The following is a 24076-nucleotide window of genomic DNA, read 5'->3' as shown; positions in this document are numbered from 1 at the left end:
GGGATTTCCGTGTTGTGGGAAGAGATCAGCCAGATGATCAGGACCGCGCGAAACGGTAATGCGCCACCAGCCATTCCTGGCCATCGGCGTAGCCGAACAATTCCGCGCAGGACATCCAGAACATCCGCCAGCGCTGGAACCACAGCGGCGCCGCCTGGCGGCCATACGCTTCGGTCAGCACCGCCATCACCTGGTCCTTGCGCGCATCCTGGTTGGCCAGCCAGTGGTTGGCGCTGCGTTGGTAATGGGTGCCGTCGATGTGCCAGCGCTGTTCGATCTTCAGGTCGCGCTGAAACCACAGCAGGGTGTCGGACGCCGGCATCAGGCCGCCGGTGAAGAAATGCCGGCCCATCCAGTTGTCGTCACCGGCGGTCTCGAACGGATACATGAGAGTCCTGTGCGCGAAGATGTGCACGAACAGCTTGCCGCCCGGCCGCAACCAGCTGGCGATGCGGCCCAGCAGGGTTTCGTAATTGCGCATGTGCTCGAACATCTCCACCGAGACGCAACGATCGAACTGCGCCGCGCTCAGCTCCAGCCGGTTCACGTCCCGGGTAATCACCCGCACGTTGAGCACACCGCGCTGGCGGCAGGTCGCCTCGATGTGCTCGCGTTGCTGATTCGAGTTGGAGACGGCGACGATCTTCGCGTTCGGATAGCGTTCGGCCATCCACAGGGTGAGCGAGCCCCAGCCGCAGCCGAGTTCGAGGATGTGCTGGCCGTCGGCCAGTTCGGCGCGTTGGCCATACAGTTTCAGCATGGCGTCCTCGGCTTGCTCCAGCGATTCGTCGCCGCGCGGGTAATAGCAGCCGGAATATTTCAGGCGCCGGCCCAGGCACAGCGCGAAGAACGCCGGCGGCAGCTCGTAGTGCTGGGCATTGGCCGCGTCGGTGTGGATCGCCACCGGGCTGTGCCGCAACATCTCGATGCGTGCGGCGAAGCGCGCGGCCTGCTGGCCCAGCCCGCCGTCCGTTTCCTCACGCAGGCGTTGCGCGCACAGGCGGCGGATGCCTTGCCGCAGCAGGCCATCGGGGACTCTTCCCCGTTCGGCCAGGCCGAGCAGGCCCGGGGCAGGCCGCTCCGGGGGTAGCAGGGTGGGCATGGCGACAGGGATATTCATGGGTCACTCCTTTGCGGAAACCACGGAATCAGCATCGAGGTGCTGCGTTGATAGGCGCGGTAGTCGCCGCGGCTGCGCAGCGCCTGTGTTTCGGTGTACGGAATGCCGCTGATCCAGCGCAGGAACACGTACATCACCAGTGGCCCGGCCCACGCCAGCCTGGCGATCGGCGAGCCGATCGCCAGGCACACATAGGCGAACCAGTGGATCCATTCGAAGAAATAGTTGGGGTGGCGCGAATAGCGCCACAGGCCGTCGCGGCAGGTGTGGCCGCGATGGGCCGGGTCGGCGCGAAAGCAGGCCAGCTGGTGGTCGGCGATGGCTTCGCCGAGCACGCTGAGCAGCCAGATCGCGAGGCCACTCAGCGTCCACGCATCGGGCCCGCGCGGGTTGCTCGCCACGGCGAGGAACGGCAGCGAGAACAACACGATCAACACCGCCTGGAACTGGAAGAACAGGAAGAACCGGAGCTGGCTGCCGGACCAGTGCGCGCGCAGATGCCGGTAGCGGCCATCTTCCGGTTCGCCATGGACACGCCGCCAGAGATGCACCGCCAGCCGCGTGCCCCACAGCCCGCCGAGCATCGCCAGGATGACTCGGGGCGCGGTGGCGCCGCTGCCGAATGCGGCCAGCAGTACGGCGCCGCCGCCCACGCCGGCGGCCCACAGCACATCCACGATGCCGGCGTTGCTGCGCTGGCGTTGCCACTGCCAGCCGAGGCACATCGTCACGGCGGCAAGCAGCCACAGAACCAGCAGTTGAATCCACACGTTCATGGTGCGTGACCTTGCAGGTTGGGCGACAAAGGCACCGCGCCGGCCGACCAGCGCCCGGCCAGCCACGCCAGCGCGGATGTCGCCAGCGCCCAGCCGAGGCCGAGGCAAAGCAGGGCATGCCATGCGGGCTCGGTGAAGCTCACCACCTGCCAGCCGCGCGACGCACCGAGGTAGGCCAGCGGGCCGCCGATCAAGCCCAGCAGCGCGGCCAGCCACAGGCGCGTCTGCAACCAGGTCAGCGATTGGGTGAAGGTCAGCGCGAAGGCAATCCACAGCGCGAGGATCCAGGCCGGCGCGAGCGCTGCCGAGGGCCACGGCGCGGCATAGCTGGCCAGCTTCCCGTGGATCAATCCGCCATCGAGCAGCAGCCCGAACACGACTGCCGTCGCCAGCAGCGACAGATCGGTCTTCCAGTGGCGCGCGAGCGCGAGCTGGCAGGCGACATAAACCAGCATGCCGGCCACGCCTGGCCACGCCAGCCCGCGCCCGGCGCCGATCACCGCGGCAAACCAGACCAGCTGATAGCCGATGAGGCTGGCCCAGAACTTCATGCGGTTACCCCTTCAGTTCGGGCGATCCGCGGCAGCCGTTGTGCTTGCCGATGACCGGGCTTGGCCAGCAACAGGTGCGCCACGCCGATCGAGCGTTCGCGAAAGCCACCCTCGCAGTACGCCAGGTAGAACTCCCACATGCGCACGAAACGCTCGTCGAAGCCCTGCGCGCGCACCTGCGGCAGCTGCGCCATGAAGCGCTCGCGCCAGGCCTTGAGGGTCAACGCATACGAGTGACCGAAGTCGTCCAGCTGGATCAGCGCCAGGTCGCTGCTGCGGGTCTTCGAAGCGAGCAGCGCACTGATCGAAGGGATGAAGCTGCCGGGGAACACGTGGCGCTTGATGAAGTCGACCGAATCCAGCGCCTGCTCGTAGCGATGATCCTCGATGGTGATGGCCTGCAGCAGGGCCAGCCCATCGGGTTCCAGCAGCGCGCCGAGCTGGCCGAAATAGACGTCCAGATAGGGTGCGCCGATCGCCTCGACCATCTCGATGGAGACCAGCTTGTCGTACCGCCCGCGCAGGTCGCGGTAATCCTCCAGCAACAGCTCGACGTGTTCGCTCATGCCGGCGGCGGCAACACGTTCGCTGGCCAGCGCATGCTGTTCTCGCGAGATCGTGGTGGTGGTGACATGGCAGCCGAAATGCTGCGCGGCGTACAGCGCGAAGCCGCCCCAGCCGGTGCCGATCTCGAGCACACGATCGGTCGGCTTCAGGTCGAGCGCACGGCAGATGCGCTCGAGCTTGCGCGTCGAGGCGGTTTCCAGCGTGTCTGCCGCGCCGGCCCAGATCGCCGAGGAATACATCAGGTCCGGCGACAGGAACAGGCCGAAGAAATCATTGCCGAGGTCGTAGTGCGCGGCGATGTTGCGGCGACTGCCATGGCGGGTATTGCGGCGCAGCGCATGCCAGCCGCGCATGGCGATGCCGCCGAGCCCGGCCAGCCCGCTTTCCATGCCGTCGAGCATGTCGCGGTTGCGCAGCAGCAACTGCACCAGACCGACCAGATCGTCGCAGCGCCACAGGCCGTCCATGTATGCCTCGCCGGCACCGACGCTGCCGTTCGTGGCGATCGCGCGATAAAACGCCGGGTCGAGGATATCCATGCGGATCTGCAGGTCGGGGCGGGCCGCGGATTCGCCGAAGGCGAGCTGCTCGCCGCCGTCGTCCACCAGCAGCAGCCGGCCATGCCGCAGCCGGGCCAGCTGGCTCAGCAATTGCCGACGCAGGAAGCGGTCGACGGCACCGGCGCGGGGACGATCGCTGTCGACGGCACCGGCGCGGGGACGATCGCTGTCGACGGCACCGGCGCGGGGACGATCGCTGTCGACGGTTTTGGCAAGATCATTCATGGCGAACCTCGGTGGCGCCGGTGTCGGCGCGGGGCGGGTGATCGTGGATGGGATTGCGCTTCAGCCACAGCAGCAGCGCCTGCCAGTGGATGGCGCCGACCACCTGCGCAGTCATCAGCGGGTAACGCCACAGCACGCGGGCGAGCAAAGCGCCGTTCAGCGGGCGACGTTGCAGGGTCAGGGTGGCGTCGAACTCGCGCTGGCCGTCGTGCAGCACATCCATGTGCACATGCAGGTGGTCGGCCGGCGCGGTGAAGCTCCAGTCGTACTCGCGCGCCATCGGCATGAACGGCGAGACATGGAAGGTCTTGGGGAAGCTCCAGTGCAGCGCACGTCCGCGTGCCTGGGCGGTTTCGATCGACAGCACGTAGGCGTGGCGTTCCTTCCACGGCGTGTTGGTGATCTCGGCCACGATGCATACCAGGCTCACGCCGTCCGCGGCGTAGCAATAGTAGAAGCTGACCGGGTTGAACACGAAGCCGCCGTAGCGCAGGTGGGTCAGCAGGCGGATCGGTCCGGGCGGGCGTTGTCCGGTGGCCATTTCGACGCGCTGGCGCACGGCCTCGGCCAGCGGCAGTTCGGCCGGACCGAGATAGTCGCTGCGTCGGAACTGCGCCACGTTGGCGCGTTCGGCGGACCACAGCCAGCGGTTCTCGAACACCTGCTCGACTTCGCCCAGATCGAGATAGAGCTGGGCCATCCGGTAGCTGAAGGCATGCGGATGCGGCGCGAGGCGGCGATGGCGAACCACGCCTTCGTACACCGCGCTGGCCAGCGGCGTCGTCGTGCTGGCACCGCCACCGCTCACGCCTGCATCTCCGCTGCGGCGGACGGCACGGCGTGGGCCGCAGCGCCGCCGATCGGCCAGGGCACGCCAAGCGCCGCGGCAACGTCCACCGCGCTGCGCATGCCGTCCTCGTGGAAGCCCCAACCCCAATAGGCACCGGCGAACCAGGTGCGGCGGCGGCCCTGGATTTCCGGCTTGCGCGCCTGCGCCGCCACCGAGGCGTGGCTGTAGACCGGATGGTGATACTGCATGCGCGCCAGCACCTTGTCCGGATCGATCGCGGCGCTGCGGTTGAGCGTGACCACGAAGGGCTCCGGCGCGTCGATGCCCTGCAGCAGGTTCATGCAATAGCTGACCGTGCACGCCTCGTTCGGGTCGCGCGGCAGCCACGCGTTCCATGCCGCCCACGCCTTGCGGCGCCGAGGCAGCACGCTGGCATCGGTGTGCAGTACGGTGTCGTTGGCCTGGTAAGGCATCGCGCCGAGGACCGCATGCTCGCGCTCGTCGGCATCGGTCAGCAGGGCCAGTGCCTGATCGCTATGGCAGGCCAGCACGATGTGTTCGAAATGCTCGAGCCCGTCGGCGCTGTCGATCACCACGCCGTTCGCATCGCGACGGATCGCACGCACCGGACTGTTGAGCCGTTCGTGCAGCGACCAGTGCGCGCGCAACGCCCTCACGTAGGTCGACGACCCGCCCTGCACGACACGCCACTGCGGCCGGCCGGCAACCTGCAGCATCTGGTGGTTGGCCATGAACTGCACCAGATAACGCGCGGGGAAGCCGAGTATCTGCGTAGCCGGCGACGACCACAGCGCCGACGCCATCGGCACCAGGTGCTCGTCGCGGAAGGCGCTGCCGTAGCCGTGTTCGGCGAGGTAGTCGCCCAGTGTCGGGCTGTTGCCCGGCGCGTCCAGCAGCGCCGGCGCCTCGCGATAGAAGCGCGTCAGGTCGCGCACCATGCCGATGAATCGTGGCGAGAGCAGGTTGCGACGCTGGCAGAACAGCGTATCGAGCGTCGCCGCGTTGTACTCCAGCCCGCTGGCTTGGCTGTGCACCGAGAAGCTCATCGTGGTGGGCTGCGAGGCTACGCCCAGTTCATCGAACATCCGCGTCAGCAGGGGATAGTGCGCCGGGTTGTGCACGATGAAACCGCTGTCGATGCGGTAGCGGCGGCCGTGCTGTTCCACGTCATGCGTTTGCGTGTGGCCACCGAAATAGCTGGCCGCCTCGAACAATGTCACCTCATGCTGGCGTGACAGCAGCCACGCCGACGCCAGCCCCGCGATGCCCGATCCGACCACGGCGATGCGCATGATTCAGCTCCGCGCCTTGGCCAGCACCCACGCCGGGACCGGTTTCAGCCCGCGGACCAGGCCCAGCGCCGACATCAGCTTGAGCCCGTACCAGGTCAGGTCGATCTCCCACCAGCGGAAGCCCTGCCGGCTCGATCCGGGAAAGAAATGATGGTTGTTGTGCCAGCCCTCGCCGAACGTGAGCAGGGCCAGCCACACGTTGTTGCGGCTGTCGTCCCTGGTGTCGAAGCGGCGCTTGCCGAAACGGTGCGCGAGCGAGTTGATCGTCACCGTGGCATGGAACAACACCACGGTCGAGACGAAGAAACCCCAGACCAGCATCTGCCCGCCGCTGGTGCCCCACTGCGGCGCGACATGCTGCAGCAGCACGCCGAGTCCGTACATGACCAGCGCCAGCACCACCGGGACCGCGATGTCGAACCGATCCAGCCAGCGCAGTTCCGGGTACTTCGCCAGATCCGGCACGCGCGACAGATCGGTGCGGAAATGGCGCGGCGTCAGAAACCAGCCGACATGGCTCCAGAGGAACCCGTGGATAGCTGGCGAATGCGGGTCGGCGGCCGTGTCGGTGACGCGATGATGGTGGCGGTGATGCGCCGCCCACCACAGCGGCCCGCGCTGCACGCAGGATGCGCCGATCAGTGCAAACACGAACTGCACTGCGCGCGAGGTCTGGAACGTGCGATGCGAAAAATAGCGGTGATAGAACCCGGTCAGCGCGAACATGCGCAGCGCATAAAGCGCGGCCGCCACCCCCAGCGCGACTGGCGACAGGCCGACCCAGAGCACGCCGAGACACGCCAGGTGCATGGCCACGAACGGCGCTGCGCGCAGCCAGTCGATGCGGTCCTCGCTCGACGCGTCCGATGCCACCCCTACGCCGGTATCGAACCAGCGCCTTACGGTGCGCACCAGCCAGCCGTGCCGGGGGCTGGCTGGGTCGGTCGCGTTGCCCGTGGAGGCTTCGGCCCGGGTGGGCGGCGCAATCGGGATGGGTTGGGGCGTGGCCATGCAAACGTACCTGTCAGCGGTTCAGCGACAGATACGGACGAACGCGGGCAGCGGATGCACACGCGGATGAAATGGCCGGGCTTCACGTCGCTTCCCCTTGTCGCATGCGAATAACCGCATCCGGAAGGCCACCGCATCCGTATCCTGCTGCATGACCGGGAGACACACATGTCGGGCTTGAAACAGACCATGGGACTGATCGGCTGGCTGCTGCTCAGTTTTGCCGCCGCCGCAATCGGTGCGGTCGCCTCGGCGCAGGCCGCCGCCTTCTACCAGCAGCTCGCGCAACCCTCGTGGGCGCCGCCCTCGTCGGTATTCGGCCCGGTGTGGTCGGCGCTGTACGCGCTGATGGGACTGGCCGCCTGGCTGGTCTGGCGCGACGGCGGCTGGCGCCGCCAGCGCAGCGTGCTCGCCCTGTTCGTGGTCCAGTTGGCGGTGAATGCGTTGTGGAGCTGGCTGTTCTTCGGCTGGCACCGCGGCGCACTGGCCTTCGCCGACATTGTGCTGCTGTGGCTGCTGATCGCCGCAACCCTGATCGGCTTCTGGCGCGTGCAACGGCTGGCCGGCGCGCTGTTGCTGCCGTATCTGTGCTGGGTCAGCTTTGCCTCGGCGCTGAATTTCGCCGTGTGGCATTTGAATCCCGCGACGCTGGGTTGAGCAGCATCGCTAAGTCGGGTGCCTTCTACCCACTCCGGGAGGTTTCCCGTGGCGGCGGACCATAGTGATGCGGCGACGATCTGCCGCCACCGCGCTGTCGATGTCTGCCTGGCCTCGCGCGGCCGCGCCGACAACCCGGCTCGACCGCCTGCCGGCCGCAGGCTCGAGCGGCCGGTAGTCAGGCCGGCCGATAGACCTGCGCTACCGCGCCGCCCGGAAAAGCCTTCGAGCTGACCAGCTTGAGCGGCCGCGGTGCGGGCAGGTCGGAGAAGATCGGCAGGCCCTTGCCCAATGCGATGGGATGGATCGTGAGGGCGTACTGATCGACCAGGTTCCGGGCGATGAGGCTTCGCGCGAAGCTGGCGCCTCCATGGGCGAGGATCGGCTTGCCGTCCATTGCCTTCAGCCGGGCTATTTCGTCGCCCAGGTCGCCGCTGGCTACGTAGGCCTCGGCCCAGCTTTCCCCACCGGGTTGAAGCTGCCCCGCCTGGGTAGGCCCGGCCTTGTCCAGTGCGTCCCTGACCCCCTGCAGGACCGCCAGTCCCTGCCGGGAGAAGACCGCCTTGGGGATCTGGTTCATCGGCGGCGCGAACGCCATGGTGGATGTTGGCCAGAAGGGCGCCATGGCCTGGAAGGAGCGGCTGCCCATGATGTGCAGGCTGGCGTTCCAGATGGTCTCCACGGCCCAGGCCTTGGCCTCCTGGTCGGCGCCGAAGACCCAATCGGCTTCGCCGTTGGGGCCGGCGACAAAGCCGTCGAGCGACATGGACATCTTCAGGATCAGTTCTCTCACCGCTTCTTCCTCACGCTGGTCCGACCCGCGACGGGCCAGATCTCCGGTTTCGACAACTCGCGTTGCCGGCCCGCCTTGTCACGTCGAACGACGGGAGCGGAATTCGACACACCATCCGGAGGAGCATTCTCGCATCGGTACGCATCGGGCCATTCGCGGGGATGGTCCCGCAAGCAGGCCATCTGTCCGAGGGCGTCGGCAAGGGTCTTCGACCTTGGGGGATTGAGCGAGCGGCGACCCCGGGGCAGGGGCCGGGGTCAGGCTTCCTCCCCGTCTTGTTGCGCACCCCCGCACGTCACGATGGGAGGGCGGCAGAACCAGCGCTTCACGGATTGCCCATAGGGGGACGCATACAGTCCGCGGAAAACCCGATGGATTCGACGCTCCGGCCTGGGGTGCTGCCGAACTGAAGGACGCCGTCCCATGCCTCGCAAGAGAACCCTGAAGCTCTCCACGTTCAACGTCAATGGAATCAACAGCCGGCTGCCCAACCTGCTTGAATGGCTGGAAAAGGAGAAGCCCGACATCGTGGCCCTTCAGGAACTGAAAGCTGCGGACCAGGCATTTCCCGCGGATGTCCTCGAGGCGGCGGGTTACGGATCGATCTGGCATGGTCAGCAGTCGTGGAACGGGGTGGCCTTGCTGGGCCGGCATACGGCACCCGTGGAGAGCGGCCGCGGACTGCCCGGCGACGCCACGGACAAGCAGAGCCGATACATCGAGGCGGCCATCCACGGCATCGTCGTCGCGGGAATCTATTCGCCCAATGGCAACCCGCAGCCAGGGCCCAAGTTCGATTACAAGCTCCGGTGGATGGAGCGGCTCGCGCACCGCGCCAGATCCTTGGTCGACTTGCCCCATCCCGTTGTCGTGATGGGGGACTTCAACGTCATCCCTGCCGACGAGGACGTCTACGATCCCCGGTCGTTTCGAAAGGACGCCCTGTTTCAGCCGGAATCAAGGCGCGCCTACGAGCGCCTGCTGAAGCAGGGATGGACGGATTCGTTGCGACACGTGTTTGGAGAGAAGCGGATCTACACGTTCTGGGACTACTTCCGCCAGCACGCCGAAAGAGATCGCGGCCTGCGGATTGATCACCTGCTGCTCAATCCCGTTTTGGCGAAAGGTCTCATCGAGGCGGGTGTCGACCGGTGGGTACGCCTGCAGGAAAAGCCCAGCGATCACGCCCCCGCCTGGGTCAGGGTGTCCATTCCCTAGTTGTCCGGTCGGGGGCATGGCCAAGGCTGCGCCGTGTCACTTCCGCAAAGGAAGGCTGCGTCGGTCATGAGGACGAGAAGAAACCCCGCGGCGCCGACGGTGATCGCACCAGGGAGCGACTTCCTTGCTTCATCCACGCGCGAGTGCACCATACGCATCCAATGCCAGTTGCCTCGACTCTCCCAGATCCACCATGGGCGCGGGATACCCACTGCGTCTGAGCAGATCGGCGTCCCTCCACGGCTCATGCAGCAACGCCAGCGGCGCAACCGCCAGCTCCGGTAACCAGCGCCGCAGATACTGGCCGTCCGGGTCGAAGCGCTTGGCTTGGGTAACCGGGTTGAATACGCGGAAATACGGTGCGGCGTCGGCGCCGCAGCCGGCGACCCATTGCCAGCCCAGCGTATTGTTGGCGAGATCGGCATCGACCAGGGTGTCCCAGAACCAGCGAGCACCGTGCTGCCAGTGCTGGCGCAGGTTCTTGGTCAGGAAGCTGCCCACGATCATGCGTACGCGGTTGTGCATCCAGCCGGTATGCCAAAGCTCGCGCATGCCGGCGTCGACCAGCGGGATGCCGGTGCGGCCGTGCTGCCAGCGCGCAAGCGAAGCCTGATCCGCAGGCGCCCACGAAAAATCATTGAAGCGCGGGTTGAAGTTGCCGGTCGGCGTATGCGGAAAGTGATACAGCAGGTGATGGGCGAACTCGCGCCAGCCCAGTTCGCGCAGGTAAGGCTCGACGTCGGGGCGTTGCCTGGTGTCGGTGGCGCGGGTGCGACGATCGAGTGCGAAATGGATCTGTCGCGGCGAGATTTCGCCGAAGTGCAGATGCGGCGACAGGCGCGAGGTGCCGTGGCGCGCGGGCAGGTCGCGCGCGTGCGCGTAGTTGCCGATGGCGTCGTCGCCGAAGATCTCCAGCAGCTCCTGCGCACCGGCCTCGCCCGGCTGCCAGCTGGCGGCCAGGCCATCGGCCCAGGCGATGCGCGGCAGCAGGTCGAGCGCCGCCAACGGCAGGCTGTCCGCCAGCTCGCGCCATCCCGGCACGCGTGGCGCCGGCAGCGGTTCCGTCGCCTGCAACTGCGGGCGCAGGTTGCGCCAGTACGGCGTGAACACCTTGTACGGCTGGCCTTGCTGCGTGGCGATCTGCCACGGCTCGCACCACAGCGCGGCATTGTGGCTGTGCACCGCGATGCCGTCTTGCTGCAGCGCGCTCTTGATCTGCGTGTCGCGGGCGACCGATGCCGGTTCGTACAGCCGGTTCCAGTACACCGCGCTGGCGCCGCTGCGCCGGATCAGTTCGCGCAACGTCGCCAGGGTGTCGCCCTGGAACAGCTGCAGTCCGGCATGCAGCGAGCCCAGGCGCGCGTGGAGCGCGGCGAGGGAGTGGTGCAGCCACCAGCGGCTGGCGGCGCCGGGCGCCCATTCGCCATCCTCGCCGGATGCATGGATGAACACCGGCAGCACCTGCGCGTGCGCCGCGCACGCGGCGCTCAACGCGGGGTTGTCGGCCACGCGCAGGTCGCGCCGGAACAGGACCAGGGCCGTGCTCATCGGCAACTCATGCCCGGCCTGCTCAGGCCCGGGTCCGGTCGGCCTGCAGGTTTCCGTTGACGGCCACCTTGCCGGCGACCTCCGGCGCGGCGCCGATGGCACCCTTGGCGATGACCGGGCCGGTCGGCTGGCCGGTCGGCGAACCGCCGATCGGCTCCACCGAAACGGCGAGCGCGGCGGTTGGCCCCAGTCGCGCCACCAGTGCCGGATCAAGCGTGAGGGTGGTCGGCTGATCGCGCGCGATCATGCCCACCGAGATCGGTTTTTCGCCGGCCGGAATCAGCCACAGCTCCGGCGCGCGGCCCGAGGCAAACGCCACCGGCGTCCCCGGCACCACCACCATGCGGGCGCGCTGCGGATCCATCGTGGCGGTCCAGCCGGTGCTGCCGTTGTCCTGCTGGATCGTGGCGGCCATGTAGCCGGCATAGGCGGCCGTCGGCGTGGGTGCCGGCCGCGGCAGCGACACCACCACCAGCAGCGCGACAGCCACCGCGCTGGCGCCGATGCCGAGCCAGTGCCACAACGCCAGGTTGTTCCACAGCCCCTTGCGCGGCCGATCCCGGGACGGCGCGTCCAGCTGCAGGGCGTCATGGATCCGCGCCCACACGTAAGGCGCCGGCGCGACCTCGCTGATGCCATCGGCCAGCGGCATCAGCCGGCGCTGCCACAGCGCGACCGCGGTGGCGGCCTCGTCCGAGGCCAGCACCTCGCGCGCCACTTCGGCGCGCGTGTCGGCGTCGAGCACGCCGAGCACGTACTCCGCGTAGCGCAAAGGGTTGTTGCCGTCTTCGATGGGTGTGTTCATTGATCGAGGCACGTGCGGAGTTGCATCAGGCTGCGGCGGATCCAGCTTTTCATCGTTCCGAGCGGCACCTTGCAGCGCATCGCCAATTCGTTATACGTGGCGCCGGTGAAAAAGGCTTCACGCACCGAGCTCTGCTGTTGCGGCTCCAGTTGATCGAGGCAATGCTGCAGGCGCTGATACTCCTGGCTGGTCTCAGCGTCCGCTGCGGGCGTGGGCTGCTCGTCGACGGTCTCGTCCAGCCTCGCCGGATCGTCCATCAACTCCTCGCGATGCTGGCGCAGCCGGTCGATCGCCTTGTTGCGCGACAACGTGACCAGCCAGGTGATCGCGCTGGCCTTGGCCGCGTCGAAGCTCGCCGCGCGACGCCACACCGTGGTGTAGGTTTCCTGCAGCACCTCCTCGGCCTCGCCGCGATCGCGCAGCATGCGAAGGCATATCCCGAACAGCTTGGATGAGGTGCGCCGGTACAGCTCGGCAAACGCCTGCTGATCGCCGCGACCGGCCCGCTGCAAAAGCTGGTTCAGCTCGTCACGCTCGGCGGGGCTGCTGACACTCATGGGCAAAGCATCCTGGGATCTGAAGACGTAGTCATCGATGCAGCGATTCGCCGGCTCCCGCATGGGCCCGCGTAAGGCGCTTCCCCAAGCATGAAGGCGGCGTTGCAAGATTGGCAAGCCAGCCGGTCCTTGCATCCCGTCGACGCGCCCTGCGTCCAAGTGGAAACAGGCGACGGGCGTGCCCTGCCGCTCATGCCATGGACGCTTCGGATATCCGCCGTGCCGCTTCTCGCGTTGGCCGCCAGCCCCAGTTCCGCACCGGCGACGAGATGGGCGCCGATGCGTTCATCACCCGGCAGAAATATGGAGAGGCTGCGCCGCCACCCCGGCATCGGTCGCGCCGCTTTCAACGCGTTGATGGAAGAGCTGCGGTTCGGCCACCCCGCCGTATGAGACAGCGCGCCCGGGCGCGCTCAGGAACCCGCCGGTATGAGCGTCAGCGTGTGCCCGGGGGCACCTGGCAGCAGGGGCGTGGGCCGACCTTCGGCCCAATCCGCGTGACCGGCGCCGAAGTACGGCGACAGCGGGTTGTCGCTTTGGCCGCCCGGCATGTCCAGGATGCCCTCGGCTTCGCGACCGGGTGACACGTCGAGGCGCTCGGAGGCGCCGAAGCCGGGGGCGGCGACGCGCGGCATGTTGTTGTCGCCGGCCTGCGGCTGATCGGGCATGTCGATGAAACGGCCGAGCCAGCCGGGCAGCGCGGCGGACAGCGGATGGCGGATCGCGCTGCGGTTGTAGCGGCCCCAGCGCTGGGCGCCGAGCCCGCCGGGTTGCCGGCCGAGTTCGCTCGCCACCTTTCGGGCAGCGTCCAGGAGCAGGGCGTTCCAGCTCGCATACTTCGGATTGAGCAGGTGCGCCGGCTTCGCGTGGATCAGCGTCCACACCGCCGATTCGGCACCGCTCTCGGCGGGCCAGCCGAAATCCCCATGGCGCTGCCTCACCGCGGCGGCGAAGGGCGCCAGCACCGCCTCGCTGACCCCGCTGCGGAATGCACGCACCAGCCGGTAGTCGACGCTGTCGACCGTGGCGCGCCCGCGCCATGCGAGGCTGAGTTCACGCAGCTGGTCCAGCGCCGGATCCTTGCTGTCGGCGAGCGTGTTCTGCAGCAACTGCTGCCAGCCGGTCAGCAGCAACGCGCGATCGTCCAGCTGGATGTCCAGCAGGCTGCCGGGCGTGAAGCTGGCGCGGGCGTGCAGGTCGTCGCGGATCTGCTGCGCGCGCGCGCCGAGGTCGTGGCCGCCGTTGCCGAGCAGGGCCAGCGCATCGCCGTCGACGGTACGGTTGTTCGCCGTCCACAGGCGTCCATCGGCGGGATTCTCGATGCGCGGGTAGCGCGCCGGCGCGGCCCAGCCCTGCCAGCCGCTGCCAGGTTTCGACCAGTCCGACGGCAGCAGCGGGTCGATGCCGGCGCGCAGCGGGATGCCGTTGCCGGCGATGGTCCAGCCGATGTGCCCGGCGCTGTCGGCGACCAGCAGGTTCTGCGGCGGCATGCCGAGCCGGGGCGCCAGGTCCAGCGCGCCGGCCACGTCGGTGGCGCGTTCCAGCTGCATCAGTTCGACGTTGTAGCCGCGCGCCCGGCCGCCGATCCACGCCAGCGCCAGCGGCGTGCCGTCGGCGTCCTCGCCCATGATCGGACCCCAGCGGGTGTCTTCGACCTTGAGGACGGTATCCGGCTGGCCCTTGACCCGGATGTGCTCGTCGTGGCTTTCGATGCGGGCCCAGCCATCGGGCACCTTGTAGCGCGTGGGGTCGGCGGGATCGCGCAGCACGCGCACCCAGTCCTGCCAGTCGCCGTAGCTGTTGGTGAAGCCCCAGGCGATCTGGCCGTTGGAGCCGACCACGATCGCCGGCGTGCCGGGCAGGCTGACGCCGTTGACGTCGCGCTGGCCGTGCGGGGCGCTGGCGTCGGGATAGCGCAGGCGGGTGCGGAACCAGATGTTCGGCACGCGCAGGCCCAGGTGCATGTCGTTCGCCAGCATCGCCGCACCGCTGCCGGTGAGTGTGCCGGCGACCGCGAAATTGTTGCTGCCGGGGCGTGGGGCGTCGAGCGCCGGGGCCAGCGCGGCGGCCAGCGTCGGCGAGTGCGGCGGCGACGCGAGCTGGCGCAGGTCGAACACGCTGGCGGGCGGAATCACCGACGGTCGCGACAGCCGGCCGCTCAGCGGGGCCTCCCAGTCGGGATCGGGCGCCAGCAGGAAATCCACCAGCGACCCGGGCAGCACCGTGCGCATCTGCGCGTAGCGCAATTCGCGCTCGTTGCGGCCGTCGCCGTTGAGGTCCAGGTACATCGCGGCGATCACCAGCGCGCTGTCTTCGGAGCGCCAGGGCTGCGGTCGGCTGCCCAGCAGCAGGTATTCCCACGGCCGCACGCGCAGGTCGGCGAGGCCGGCGTTGACGCCATCGCGGTAGCGGTCGAGTTCGCGCTTCTCCGCGGGCGGCAACTGCGCACAGGCGGCCTCGGCCACGGCGCGCAGGCGGTGGCGGCGATGGTCGAGGTCCACCTTCAGCGCGGCCGGCCCGACCAGCGCGGACAATTCGCCGGCGCTCACGCGGCGCATCAGGTCCATCTCGAAGTAGCGTTCCTGTGCGTGCACGTAGCCGAGTGCGTAACTGATGTCGGTGCGGTTTTTTCCCTCGATGGTGACCGTGCCCAGCGCATCGCGGTCGATGCTGACCGCGGCAGCGAGGCCCGCGGCCGGACGCTGGCCGTCCAGCCGCGCACGGCTGCCGGCGAGCAGCCACCAGCCCGCGGCCAACGCCAGCAACAGCAGCAACGGCAGGCCGATCAGCAGCGCACGCAGCACCCGCCTGCGCCGCGTCGCGACGGGAGCCGGCCTCACGGCTTGGCGAACACGGCGAAGATGCCGGCGTACGGTTTCACCATGAAGGCCGGGGCACCGGCGTAGCCTTCGCCATCGACGTACAGCTGCGAAATGCTGCCGTCCAGGTACAGCGCGTCGCGGCAGCCGAGCTTGTCGCGAAACAGCCGTCCAAACGTGTGGAAGTTCACCGGCGCCTCGCTCACTGCAAAGATCACTTCGGTGGGCGTTTTCACGCATACCCCGCTGCGCCATTTCAGGCTGGACGAATCGTCGATGAACTGGTCGTTGATCTTGCCGTCGATCAACAGCATCGGGCCGGACTGGGTAGCCCATTGCGCGCTCCGGCCTTCGGCCTTGAACGCGGCACTGGTGCGCACGGCGGCATGCCCATCCGGGTATACCGCGAAGACGCCGTTCGGCAGCAGCGAGAAGTTGCCCGAGGCCGGGTTGCCATGTGCCAGGTTCAGCGGCACCACCGTCTTGCCGTTCTCCACGTGCAGGCCCAACGGTGCGAATTGGCGATCGTAGATGCCCGCGTTGGCGGCAAACAGCAGCCGTTGCCCGCGCGCCTCGCCCCACTGCCGCAACGTCTCGATGCTGCCGAACGGCTGGCCGCTGCTCGGCTCGCGCCAGTGCAGGGTCAGGTGTTCGCGCTTGAGATCCAGATGTACCACGCGGTAGTGCTGGCCTTCGAATGCGAGCGTGCCGCTGTCCAGTGCGCGCGCGGTGGGCGCACAGCCGGGCATGCCCGTGAACAGCAACAGCGCCAGCAGCGCATGCCGTGGTATGCACAGGCGGCGGGCTCGGGATGCAAGTGATGCGAGTGGATGCATCCGTCGATGGTCGCCGCCCTGCCGCGCGCACGCAAGTCCGGCTGCGTCGGGCGTTCAGGCCGGCGCGGCGCGGAACGGCGGCTGCCGTTAAACTGGTCTTTTTCCGATGCGTGCGCCATGCCCTACACACCGATCGTCGCAACACTGGGTTACGTGCTGTCGCCCGACCGCAGCGAAGTGTTGATGATCCATCGCAACGCGCGTCCCGACGATCAGCACCTGGGCAAGTACAACGGCCTCGGCGGCAAGATGGAGGCGGGCGAAGACATTGCCGCGTGCATGCAGCGGGAAATCCTGGAGGAGGCCGGCATCAGCTGCGAATCGATGCAGCTGCGCGGCAGCTTGAACTGGCCGGGATTCGGCAAGCAGGGCGAGGATTGGCTGGGCTTCATCTTCGTGATCGATCGTTATGCCGGCACGCCATTTACGAGCAATCCCGAAGGCAGTCTCGAATGGGTCGCGCTGGAGCGCCTGCTGACCCTGCCGATGTGGGAAGGCGACCGCCACTTCCTGCCGCTGGTGTTCGATGCCGACCCGCGCCCGTTCCACGGCGTGATGCCATACAAGGACGGGCGCATGCAGTCGTGGTCGTACAGCCGGCTGTGACTGGCGGCGCCGGTATCGTCCGCATCGTCGCCGCGGTGATCCGCGAACCCATCCCGCCGCGGCTGTGAGCGTCGCCGGTGAAGGGCGGGCAGTGCCCGCCCTTCACCGGCATCGCGCTCAGGGCTTGAACACGGTGAACGCGCCGTAGGGTTTCAGCTGGGCGTCGATCGCCTTGGGGTCGCCGACGATCACGATGCTCTGGTCCTTCGCGGCGAAGTACTTGCGCCCCATCGCCTGCACCTGTTCCGTGGTGACCTTGTTGGCCTCGGCGACGTAGCTGGCCAGGAAGCTCGGCGGCAGGCCGTCGACCCAGTAGTTCGCCAGGGTGGCGGTCAACGCACCCTGGATCTGGTTGCGCAGCAGGTAGATGCCGCCGACCAGGCGCTTGGCGCCGGTGAGTTCTTCCGCACTGGCCGGCTGGCTGGCCATGCTGCCGTACAGTTTGGCCAGTTCGGCCAGGGTGGCGCCGGTGACCTCGTTGCGCACGTCGACCGTGGCCAGCGTGCTGCCGCCGACGCGGTTGGCGCTGAAGCGCGACCACGGGCTGTACGAGTAGCCCTTGTCCTCGCGGATGTCCTGGGTGATGCGGCTGGTGAAGCCGCCGCCGAGGATGGTGTTGGCCACGGTCAGCGGGATGTAGTCCGGGTCATTGGCGGGTACGGCGGGACGGCCATAGCGGATATTGCTCTGCACGGCGCCGGCGCGCGGCACGATCAGCCGTTGCGGTGCCGCCGTGCGCGGCGCCGGCGCGGTATCGGCCAGTGCCGTGCCGCTGGCCTTCCAGTTGCCGAACTGCTGCTCGGCCAGCTTGAAGGCCTCGTCTGCGCTGATCCGCCCGACGATCACCAGCAGGGCGCGATCAGGCCGGAAGCGGGCGTCGTGCAATGCCCGCAGCGTATCGGGCGAGGCCGTCTCCACGCTGGCCTCGGTGAGCGAGTCACGCGAGTACGGATGATCGCCGTAGGCGGCATGGCCGAAGGCGCGCTGCGCCTGCCAGTCCGGGTCGGACTCCTGCACCTTAAGGTTCTGCAGGGCGTTGGCCTTGGCCAGGGTGACTTCCTTGGCGGGAAAGGTCGGATGCAGCGCGGTGTCGGCGACCAGCGCCAGCAGTTGCGAGGCGTGCGAGGAAAGTGCGCTGGCGCGGATGCTGACCGCGTCGTCGCCGGCGCTGGCGCTGTAATCGCCGCCGATCGCCTGCAGCGCCTCGGCGATATCGCGCGAGCTGCGGGTGGCGGTGCCCTCGTTGAGCAGGGTCGCCATCAGCTGCGACTGCGCCGGCCTGGCCGCATCGTCGGCCGCGGTGCCGCCGAGCACGGACAGCGCCACGTTGACCTTGGGCAGGCCCTCGCGCGGCACTACCCACACGGTGAGTCCGTTCGGCAGGGTGCGCTGGGCGATCTGCGGGGTCGGCAGCGGCTTGTCCGGGCCGTAGGCGGGCAGGTCCTTCGGCAGCGCGGCGGTGGATGCCTGGGCGACGCCGGCCAGGGCCAGGCCAAGCGCGAGGGCGAGCGTCTTGAATGTCGTGTGTGTCTTCATGGCGGTCCTCACTTGGCGGGTGTCTTGGCGGCGGGAGTGGCAGCAGCGGCGACCGGGCGGCGCACGATCACGCTGCGGTTCGCATCGGTGAGATAGGCGCGGGCGACACGCTTGATGTCATCGGAATTCACCGCCTCGATCCAGCCGGGCATCCGGCTGGCGACGTTCGCATCGCCCCACAGCGTCTGCAGCTTGGCCAGCGTGTCGGCGCGGCCGAGGAAGGATTCCAGCCCGCCGTACCAGTCCGACAGCATCTTGGTTTTCACGCGGGCCAGAGTGGCGTCGTCGACGCCGTCGCTGGCGACCTTGCCGATCTCCTCGTCGATCGCTGCCAGCACCTGCTCCGGCGTGCCGTTGGGCTTGTACAGCGCGAACAGGCCCAGCAGGGTCGGACCGGCATAGTCGCTGCCGTCGCCGAGCGGGAAGTTCACGCCGCCATTGATGTTCAGCAGCAGCTCGCGGCCCTTGACCAGGCCCTGGTAAAACCGCGAGGCGTCGTCGCCGACCAGCAGCTGCGACAGCACCATCATCGGGATCTGGTCCTTGCTGCCGCGCGCGGGCATCTTCCAGCCGATCGCCAGCGCCGGCACCTTGGCCAGCGCATCGGTCTGCTCCTCGTGGCGCGTCTTGGTGTTCAGCGGTTCGGAGACGTCCGGCCGCGGCGGCAACGCGCGGGCGGGCAGGCTGCCGAAATATTTCTGCGCCAGCGCGAAGGCCTGCTCCGGGGTGACGTCGCCGGCGATGCCGAGCACCGCATTGGCCGGCTGGTAGAAGGTGTCGTGGAAGGTCTTCACGTCGGCGATGCTGGCGTGGTCCAGGTCCTTGAACGAGCCGTAGCCGTCGTGGTCGTTGGCCCACTTGTCGAACGCGAGGCGGTTGAGGTCGGTCCAGAAGAACAGGCCGTACGGCTGGTTCTTCACGTTGACGCGGATCTCCTCCTTCACCACGTTCTGCTGGTTGGCGAGGTTCTTCGCGCTGAAGTCGAGCGACTTCATGCGGTCCGCTTCCAGCCACAGGATCGGCGCCAGCGCGGACGACGGCGCGGAAGCGATGTAGTTGGTGTAGTCGGCGCGGGTGGAGCCGTTGAACACGCCGCCGCCGCCCTGGATCACGCGCTCGAAGGTGCCCTTGGGCGCGTCCGGCGTGCCTTCGAACATCAGGTGCTCGAACAGGTGGGCGAAGCCGGTGCGGTTCTGCGGTTCCAGCCGCATGCCGACGTGGTAGACCATGCTGATGCCGACGGTGGGCGAGCTGTGGTCTTCGGAGACCACCACGGTGAGGCCGTTGTCGAGTTTCTTCACCGCCACCGGCAGTTTCCAGGTATCGGTGTCGGCCGCGTGGGCGGCAAAGGCCAGGCACAGCCCGGCAACCAGTGCGGACAGTCGTACGGTGCGCATCCATCTCTCCTTGTCAACGCGAACGGAAGCCCGATCCTCCTGCGATCGGCCGGCGTCGACAAGTGACGAATGGGGGAGGGAACTGCCCTGTGCAAAAAGCCCCGGAAAGACGTTCCGGCGTGGGGATCACGTCACGTCGGCGATCCAGGCGGGGCTGCTGAACTTCGTCTGCCCGAGTGCTTCGGCCTGGAGCAGCTCGTCGGCGCGCAAGTCGTCGTCGGCGAGCCCGTGCAGGCGGCGGAAGGTGGCGACCATGCGCTCGATCACCGCCTCGCGCGGCAGGCCGGTCTGGCTGCGCAGCGGATCGACCCGCTTGGCCGCGCTGACGGTGCCCTTGTCGGACAGTTTCTCGCGACCGATGCGCAGCACGTCCAGCATCTTCGCCGCGTCGATGTCGTAGGCCATGGTGACGTGATGCAGCACCGCGCCGCCGCGGTGCACCTGCGCGGCGCCGGCGATCTTGCCGCCTTCGGAGGTGATGTCGTTGAGCGGCTGGTACCACGCCTTGATGCCCAGTTCGCCGAGCGCTTCGAGCACCCAGGCGTCGAAGAAGGCATAGGCTTCCTGGAACGACAGCCCCTTGACCAGCGACTGCGGCGCATAGATCGAATAGGTGATCGTGTTGCCCGGCTCGATGAACATCGCGCCGCCGCCGGAAACCCGGCGCACCACCTCGATGCCGTGGCGCCGGGCCGCCTCGCCGTCCACTTCGTTGCGCAGCGACTGGAAGCGGCCGATCACCACCGCCGGCGCGGCCCATTCCCAGATGCGCAGGGTCGGCGCGCGGCGGCCGGCGCCGACCTCGTGGGTCAGCACGTCGTCCAGCGCCATGTGCAGGGTGGGCGATTGCGGCGCGGTGTGGATCAGCTGCCAGTCGTGGTCGCGCCAGTCGGTGCGCATCATGCTTCGGCTTCCCCGTGCAAGGCGCGGCGCACGGCGACCGCGATGGCTTCAGGCGACAGACCATACATCATCACGTCCGGCGAGAGCTCCTGCTTCACGGCGGCGGCGAGTGCCGCTTCGTCGGCGAGCGCCGGCTGGCCTTCCAGCGCGCGGTTGATTGCCTCCAATGCACTGTCCGGCTCGAGGAAGAAGTCGCCGCTCAGCTGCACGTCGGCGAGACGGCCTTCGCGCACGGTGAGGTCGATCACCACCAGCTTGCCGCCTGGCATCTTGTATTCGCCGTGCATGTACGCGTTCCCGAATGACCTCGAATCCGCGTAAGTGTGCCTCGTGGCGCCCGCCATGCCAAAGATGGCGACATCAATGGTCTGGCGATCGACCACGCCTCCATTCATCGGCCACGTCCCCTTGTTGCACGCGTCAGCGCGCCGTCATGCCGCCGTCGACGCGGTAGTTCGCGCCGGTCAGGAACTTGCCGCGATCGGACACGAGCAACGCGACGACCTCGGCGATGTCCTCGGTGGCGCCGATGCGGCCCAGCGGCAGAAGCTGAAGCCAGGCCTCGGTGGAGAATCCAGGGGTCGTCCTGGCGAACTCGTCGGAGCCCGGCGTGGCGATGACGCCGGGCGACACGACGTTCACGCGGATTGCCGGCGCGACTTCCAGTGCGAGCGTGCGCGAGTAGTACTCGAGCGCCGCCTTGGCAGCGCCGTAGTGCGCAAAGGGGCCGAACGGCATCGTCGCCGCTGCCGACGAGATGTTCACGACGGCTGCAACCTTCGAGGCCCGGAGCGCGGGGAGGACGGCGTTGGTGAGGCGGATCGCGGCGAAAAGGTTGAGCTCGAAGCTGTCGTGCCATGCCTCGTCGGGAATCGTCGACGACCCTTCCAGAAACGCGCGCGCACCGCCCGCGTTGTTCACGAGGATGTCGAGGCCGCCGAGCGCCGCGAGCGCCTGTGTCGCGATCGCCTCCACGCCTTCGCTCGTGGCGACGTCGCCGGATACGAACGTTGCTCCGGCGGGCATGTCGTCGTCGGGCTTGCGTGCAGCAACCACGACCTTGGCGCCGGCATCGAGCAGGCGCTGCGCGACAGCCGCGCCGATGCCGCGCGTGCCTCCGGTGACCAGGGCACGGCGGCCGGCAAGTTCATTCGGGAAATGGGATTGGTTGGACATGGGATGTTCCTGGGTAAGGGGTCGATGTTCATGGCGCAGTGATCCGGCCTGCATGGCGATCGCGATCGTGTCGTGATCGCCATGCATCGCTCACGGCTCCTTCTTGAATTTGGATAGGTCGTGGAAGATCAGTGGGGCGGAGGGCTCGCCGTCAGCACTTCACGAACCGATAGGCGAAGCGATCGGTCTCGCCCTTGATCGACGGGTCGAATACCTTGAGGGAGTGTGGATCGTCCTTGTTCGCCAGCACGCTGCTTTCGGCGTCCAGCACGAAGCCCGCCGCTTCCACCTCTTCGCGAACGACGGCGGGTTCGATCCGATGCAGCGACCCGGCGTTGCTTGTGCCCGTCCCGGTGGCGGCGACGTGGTCGACGATGACGTAGAACCCGCCAGGCTTGAGCCGCTCATAAACGGCTCGATTGAAGTCGGCCGGGGTTGCGCCCCGGGTCTGGAGAAGCGCGGCGTGGAGATCGTGATAGAACAGGTGCAGCCACACGACATCCGCGGGTGGCGAACTCTCCGGCAGCACCACGAGGTCCGCCGAGATCGCCCGCACATTCTCTCGCCCCGGTTCCTCGGCCAGCGCCCGGATGCGGCCGACCGGATCGTTGCCGAGATGAGCGACCTCGGCCGGCACGAAGCTGTAGATCCTCCCCTCGGGCCCGACGATGTCGGAAAAGAGGCCGCTCCAGTCTCCGTCGCCTGGAAACACGTCGATCACGATAGAGCCCGCATCGACGCGTGCGAACCTCAACAACTCGGATCGTTTGGAGTGCTGGTACATGATGGCCTCCGAAGTGGCATGACTTCTGAAAAGCTCGTGGTGGATGCCGGCCGGGCCTGACGCGTCAGATTTGCGCCAGGCCGCCGTCGACGGCGACCTCGCTGGCGGTCATGAAGCTGCTGTCCGACGACGCGAGAAAGGCGGCAACCGCGCCGATCTCCGCCGGATCGCCCATGCGCTGGAGTGGATTCATCGAGGCGAAGGCCTTCAGGCCCTCCTCGCCCACCGCGGCCTTCGCCAGTTCGGTCGCCGTCGGACCGGGCGACAGTACGTTGACGCGGATGCCGGTGCCTTTCAGGTCCTCCGCCCAGGTCTTCGCGAGGTTGCGCACGGCTGCCTTGCTCGCGCTGTAGGCGCCGAATGCCGGGGCACCGGTGGTACCGGCGCTCGATCCGGTCAGGATGATCGAGCCGCCCGTGCCCATCAGCGGCAGTGCTTTCTGCACCGTGAAAATCGTGCCCTTCACGTTGGTGTCGAATGTTTCGTCGATGTGTTCGGCGGTGATCTCGCCGAGCGCAAGCAGGCTTCCCGTCCCGGCATTGGCGAAGACGATGTCGAGGGTGCCGCGCTCGGCCTTCACTGCCGCGTAGAGGCGGTCGAGATCGGCCTCGTCGGACACCGAGCCCTGCACCGCGCGGACGTTGGGCCCGAGGTCAGCCACGGCAGCGTCGAGCGCTTCCTGGCGGCGGCCGAAGATGAAGACGAAGGCGCCTTCCTCGATGAAACGCTTTGCCGCGGCGCGGCCGATGCCGGTGGCGCCGCCGGTGATCACGGCGGTCTTTCCATTCAGTCTGGTCATGTCTTTGATCCTTGGTCGGGATGGCACAGATAGGTGATTACGATGCGGCGCCGGCGGTCGCCGGTCGCTCGGGTTCGTTCTTGAACAGGTCCTGGAAGATCAGCGGCGCCCAGCTCTTGTCCCGCACCTGTACCAGCGCGCCGCCTTCTGCAAGCTTCCCGAGATTGACGGGTGCGAAACCCAGTTGTTCGGCGAGGTCCGCCACCTGCGCCGCGGCGGCCTGGTCGTCGCTCGACAGGAACACGACGCGGCGGCTGCCGTTGACGTTCGGGTCGGCGGCCAGCGTCCTTGCGGGCAGGTGATTGAAGCCCTTCACGAAGCGGGCGCCGGGGAAGGCCTTGGCGACGTCGGCAGAAGACAGGCCCTCGAAACCGTTCATCACGTCCACCACCGTCTTGCCCTGCCAGCTCGACAGGGCCTTGGCGACCTCGCGATGCCCCTCGAAGAGAACGGCCAGGAAAATCACGTCCGCCTTGAGCGCTTCCTGCAGCGTCCGGGGAATGACCTTGGATCCGATCGCCTGCGCCTGCGGCAGTAGCGCTTCGGGCGCGCGCCGGCTGGCGACGGAGACTTCGATGTTGTTGCGGGCGAAGGCGCGGGCGAGGGCCTGGCCGATGGCACCGAAACCGATGATGGCGTAGCTCATGGAGATGATCCTTTTCAGTACGGGGATGGAGTGGGCTGGCCCGTTCGGGCCGGTTGCCCCATCAATCTGGGTCGCTTGACGTA

24 protein-coding genes are annotated in these 24076 nt (G+C 67.9%); 3 read left to right on the top strand and 21 right to left on the bottom strand.

The window, feature by feature from the left end; genetic code table 11:
* Window positions 1–37 precede the first annotated feature (37 nt).
* Genes ACFPME_RS03595 through ACFPME_RS03565 form a run of 7 tightly spaced genes read right to left on the bottom strand, consistent with a single transcriptional unit; the run spans window position 38 to window position 6913 of the window.
* The gene (locus ACFPME_RS03595) at window positions 38–1102 is read right to left on the bottom strand and encodes an SAM-dependent methyltransferase (protein WP_377302845.1); all 1065 of its coding nucleotides are present in this window, start codon (window positions 1100–1102) and stop codon (window positions 38–40) included.
* Between the two features lie 14 nt (window positions 1103–1116).
* Window positions 1117–1896 carry a DUF1295 domain-containing protein gene (locus ACFPME_RS03590; protein ID WP_377302096.1) on the bottom strand — a complete coding sequence of 260 codons (780 nt, stop codon included), beginning with the start codon at window positions 1894–1896 and terminating at the stop codon, window positions 1117–1119.
* Window positions 1893–2447, bottom strand: coding sequence for a DUF2878 domain-containing protein (locus ACFPME_RS03585; protein WP_377302094.1), 555 nt, complete (start codon window positions 2445–2447; stop codon window positions 1893–1895). Before ACFPME_RS03585 ends, ACFPME_RS03590 begins: the two co-directional genes overlap by 4 nt.
* The gene (locus ACFPME_RS03580) at window positions 2444–3799 is read right to left on the bottom strand and encodes a class I SAM-dependent methyltransferase (protein ID WP_377302092.1); all 1356 of its coding nucleotides are present in this window, start codon (window positions 3797–3799) and stop codon (window positions 2444–2446) included. The genes ACFPME_RS03585 and ACFPME_RS03580 overlap by 4 nt, the downstream gene beginning before the upstream one ends.
* Window positions 3792–4607 carry a DUF1365 domain-containing protein gene (locus ACFPME_RS03575; RefSeq protein ID WP_377302090.1) on the bottom strand — a complete coding sequence of 272 codons (816 nt, stop codon included), beginning with the start codon at window positions 4605–4607 and terminating at the stop codon, window positions 3792–3794. The genes ACFPME_RS03580 and ACFPME_RS03575 overlap by 8 nt, the downstream gene beginning before the upstream one ends.
* The gene (locus ACFPME_RS03570) at window positions 4604–5902 is read right to left on the bottom strand and encodes an NAD(P)/FAD-dependent oxidoreductase (protein WP_377302088.1); all 1299 of its coding nucleotides are present in this window, start codon (window positions 5900–5902) and stop codon (window positions 4604–4606) included. Before ACFPME_RS03570 ends, ACFPME_RS03575 begins: the two co-directional genes overlap by 4 nt.
* 3 nt (window positions 5903–5905) lie before the next feature.
* On the bottom strand, window positions 5906–6913 hold the full coding sequence (locus ACFPME_RS03565; RefSeq protein ID WP_377302086.1) for an acyl-CoA desaturase: 1008 nt from the start codon (window positions 6911–6913) through the stop codon (window positions 5906–5908).
* A 168-nt stretch (window positions 6914–7081) separates the two neighbouring features.
* Between ACFPME_RS03565 and ACFPME_RS03560 the strand changes: the two genes are divergently transcribed.
* Window positions 7082–7570, top strand: a complete 489-nt coding sequence (locus ACFPME_RS03560) for a TspO/MBR family protein (protein WP_377302084.1) — start codon at window positions 7082–7084, stop codon at window positions 7568–7570.
* 178 nt (window positions 7571–7748) lie between these two features.
* Here ACFPME_RS03560 and ACFPME_RS03555 read toward each other — a convergent pair whose 3' ends face one another.
* The gene (locus ACFPME_RS03555) at window positions 7749–8363 is read right to left on the bottom strand and encodes a dihydrofolate reductase family protein (protein WP_377302082.1); all 615 of its coding nucleotides are present in this window, start codon (window positions 8361–8363) and stop codon (window positions 7749–7751) included.
* A gap of 423 nt (window positions 8364–8786) precedes the next feature.
* Here ACFPME_RS03555 and xth point away from each other — a divergent pair, with 423 nt between their 5' ends.
* Complete coding sequence (xth, locus tag ACFPME_RS03550) at window positions 8787–9581, top strand: exodeoxyribonuclease III (RefSeq protein WP_377302080.1); 795 nt, start codon at window positions 8787–8789, stop codon at window positions 9579–9581.
* Window positions 9582–9710: 129 nt separating this feature from the next.
* Here the strand turns inward: xth and ACFPME_RS03545 are convergent, their stop codons facing one another.
* From ACFPME_RS03545 to ACFPME_RS03525, 5 genes are all read right to left on the bottom strand, one after another.
* On the bottom strand, window positions 9711–11129 hold the full coding sequence (locus ACFPME_RS03545) for a cryptochrome/photolyase family protein (RefSeq protein WP_377302077.1): 1419 nt from the start codon (window positions 11127–11129) through the stop codon (window positions 9711–9713).
* Window positions 11130–11151: 22 nt separating this feature from the next.
* Window positions 11152–11934, bottom strand: coding sequence for an anti-sigma factor (locus ACFPME_RS03540; protein ID WP_377302075.1), 783 nt, complete (start codon window positions 11932–11934; stop codon window positions 11152–11154).
* Entirely contained in the window at window positions 11931–12599 is a 669-nt protein-coding gene (locus ACFPME_RS03535) for a sigma-70 family RNA polymerase sigma factor (protein WP_377302073.1), read from the bottom strand. Before ACFPME_RS03535 ends, ACFPME_RS03540 begins: the two co-directional genes overlap by 4 nt.
* A gap of 305 nt (window positions 12600–12904) precedes the next feature.
* On the bottom strand, window positions 12905–15295 hold the full coding sequence (locus tag ACFPME_RS03530; RefSeq protein WP_377302071.1) for a penicillin acylase family protein: 2391 nt from the start codon (window positions 15293–15295) through the stop codon (window positions 12905–12907).
* Window positions 15296–15327: 32 nt separating this feature from the next.
* Window positions 15328–16146: a phosphodiester glycosidase family protein gene (locus ACFPME_RS03525; RefSeq protein ID WP_377302069.1), complete on the bottom strand. Its 819-nt coding sequence runs from the start codon at window positions 16144–16146 to the stop codon at window positions 15328–15330.
* A 117-nt stretch (window positions 16147–16263) separates the two neighbouring features.
* Here ACFPME_RS03525 and ACFPME_RS03520 point away from each other — a divergent pair, with 117 nt between their 5' ends.
* The gene (locus ACFPME_RS03520) at window positions 16264–16752 is read left to right on the top strand and encodes an NUDIX hydrolase (RefSeq protein WP_377302067.1); all 489 of its coding nucleotides are present in this window, start codon (window positions 16264–16266) and stop codon (window positions 16750–16752) included.
* 117 nt (window positions 16753–16869) lie between these two features.
* Here the strand turns inward: ACFPME_RS03520 and ACFPME_RS03515 are convergent, their stop codons facing one another.
* From ACFPME_RS03515 to ACFPME_RS03480, 8 genes are all read right to left on the bottom strand, one after another.
* On the bottom strand, window positions 16870–18288 hold the full coding sequence (locus ACFPME_RS03515) for a M16 family metallopeptidase (protein WP_377302065.1): 1419 nt from the start codon (window positions 18286–18288) through the stop codon (window positions 16870–16872).
* Window positions 18289–18296: 8 nt separating this feature from the next.
* Entirely contained in the window at window positions 18297–19685 is a 1389-nt protein-coding gene (locus ACFPME_RS03510) for a M16 family metallopeptidase (RefSeq protein ID WP_377302063.1), read from the bottom strand.
* 126 nt (window positions 19686–19811) lie between these two features.
* A complete protein-coding gene (locus ACFPME_RS03505; RefSeq protein WP_377302061.1) occupies window positions 19812–20588 on the bottom strand; it encodes a lipoate--protein ligase family protein in 777 nt (258 codons plus the stop codon).
* Window positions 20585–20875, bottom strand: a complete 291-nt coding sequence (locus ACFPME_RS03500; protein ID WP_377302059.1) for a biotin--protein ligase — start codon at window positions 20873–20875, stop codon at window positions 20585–20587. Before ACFPME_RS03500 ends, ACFPME_RS03505 begins: the two co-directional genes overlap by 4 nt.
* A gap of 133 nt (window positions 20876–21008) precedes the next feature.
* Window positions 21009–21851, bottom strand: coding sequence for an oxidoreductase (locus ACFPME_RS03495; RefSeq protein WP_377302057.1), 843 nt, complete (start codon window positions 21849–21851; stop codon window positions 21009–21011).
* Window positions 21852–21915: 64 nt separating this feature from the next.
* Complete coding sequence (locus tag ACFPME_RS03490; protein ID WP_377302055.1) at window positions 21916–22548, bottom strand: methyltransferase; 633 nt, start codon at window positions 22546–22548, stop codon at window positions 21916–21918.
* 64 nt (window positions 22549–22612) lie between these two features.
* Entirely contained in the window at window positions 22613–23347 is a 735-nt protein-coding gene (locus ACFPME_RS03485; protein WP_377302843.1) for an SDR family NAD(P)-dependent oxidoreductase, read from the bottom strand.
* A gap of 37 nt (window positions 23348–23384) precedes the next feature.
* Window positions 23385–23993, bottom strand: coding sequence for an NADPH-dependent F420 reductase (locus ACFPME_RS03480; protein WP_377302053.1), 609 nt, complete (start codon window positions 23991–23993; stop codon window positions 23385–23387).
* Between the last annotated feature and the right edge of the window lie 83 nt (window positions 23994–24076).

This window comes from Rhodanobacter umsongensis (genome assembly GCF_042654965.1).
Taxonomy (GTDB): Bacteria; Pseudomonadota; Gammaproteobacteria; order Xanthomonadales; family Rhodanobacteraceae; genus Rhodanobacter; species Rhodanobacter umsongensis.
Note: the sequence above shows the minus strand (reverse complement) of the source record. Positions and strands in the feature narration are given on the sequence as shown.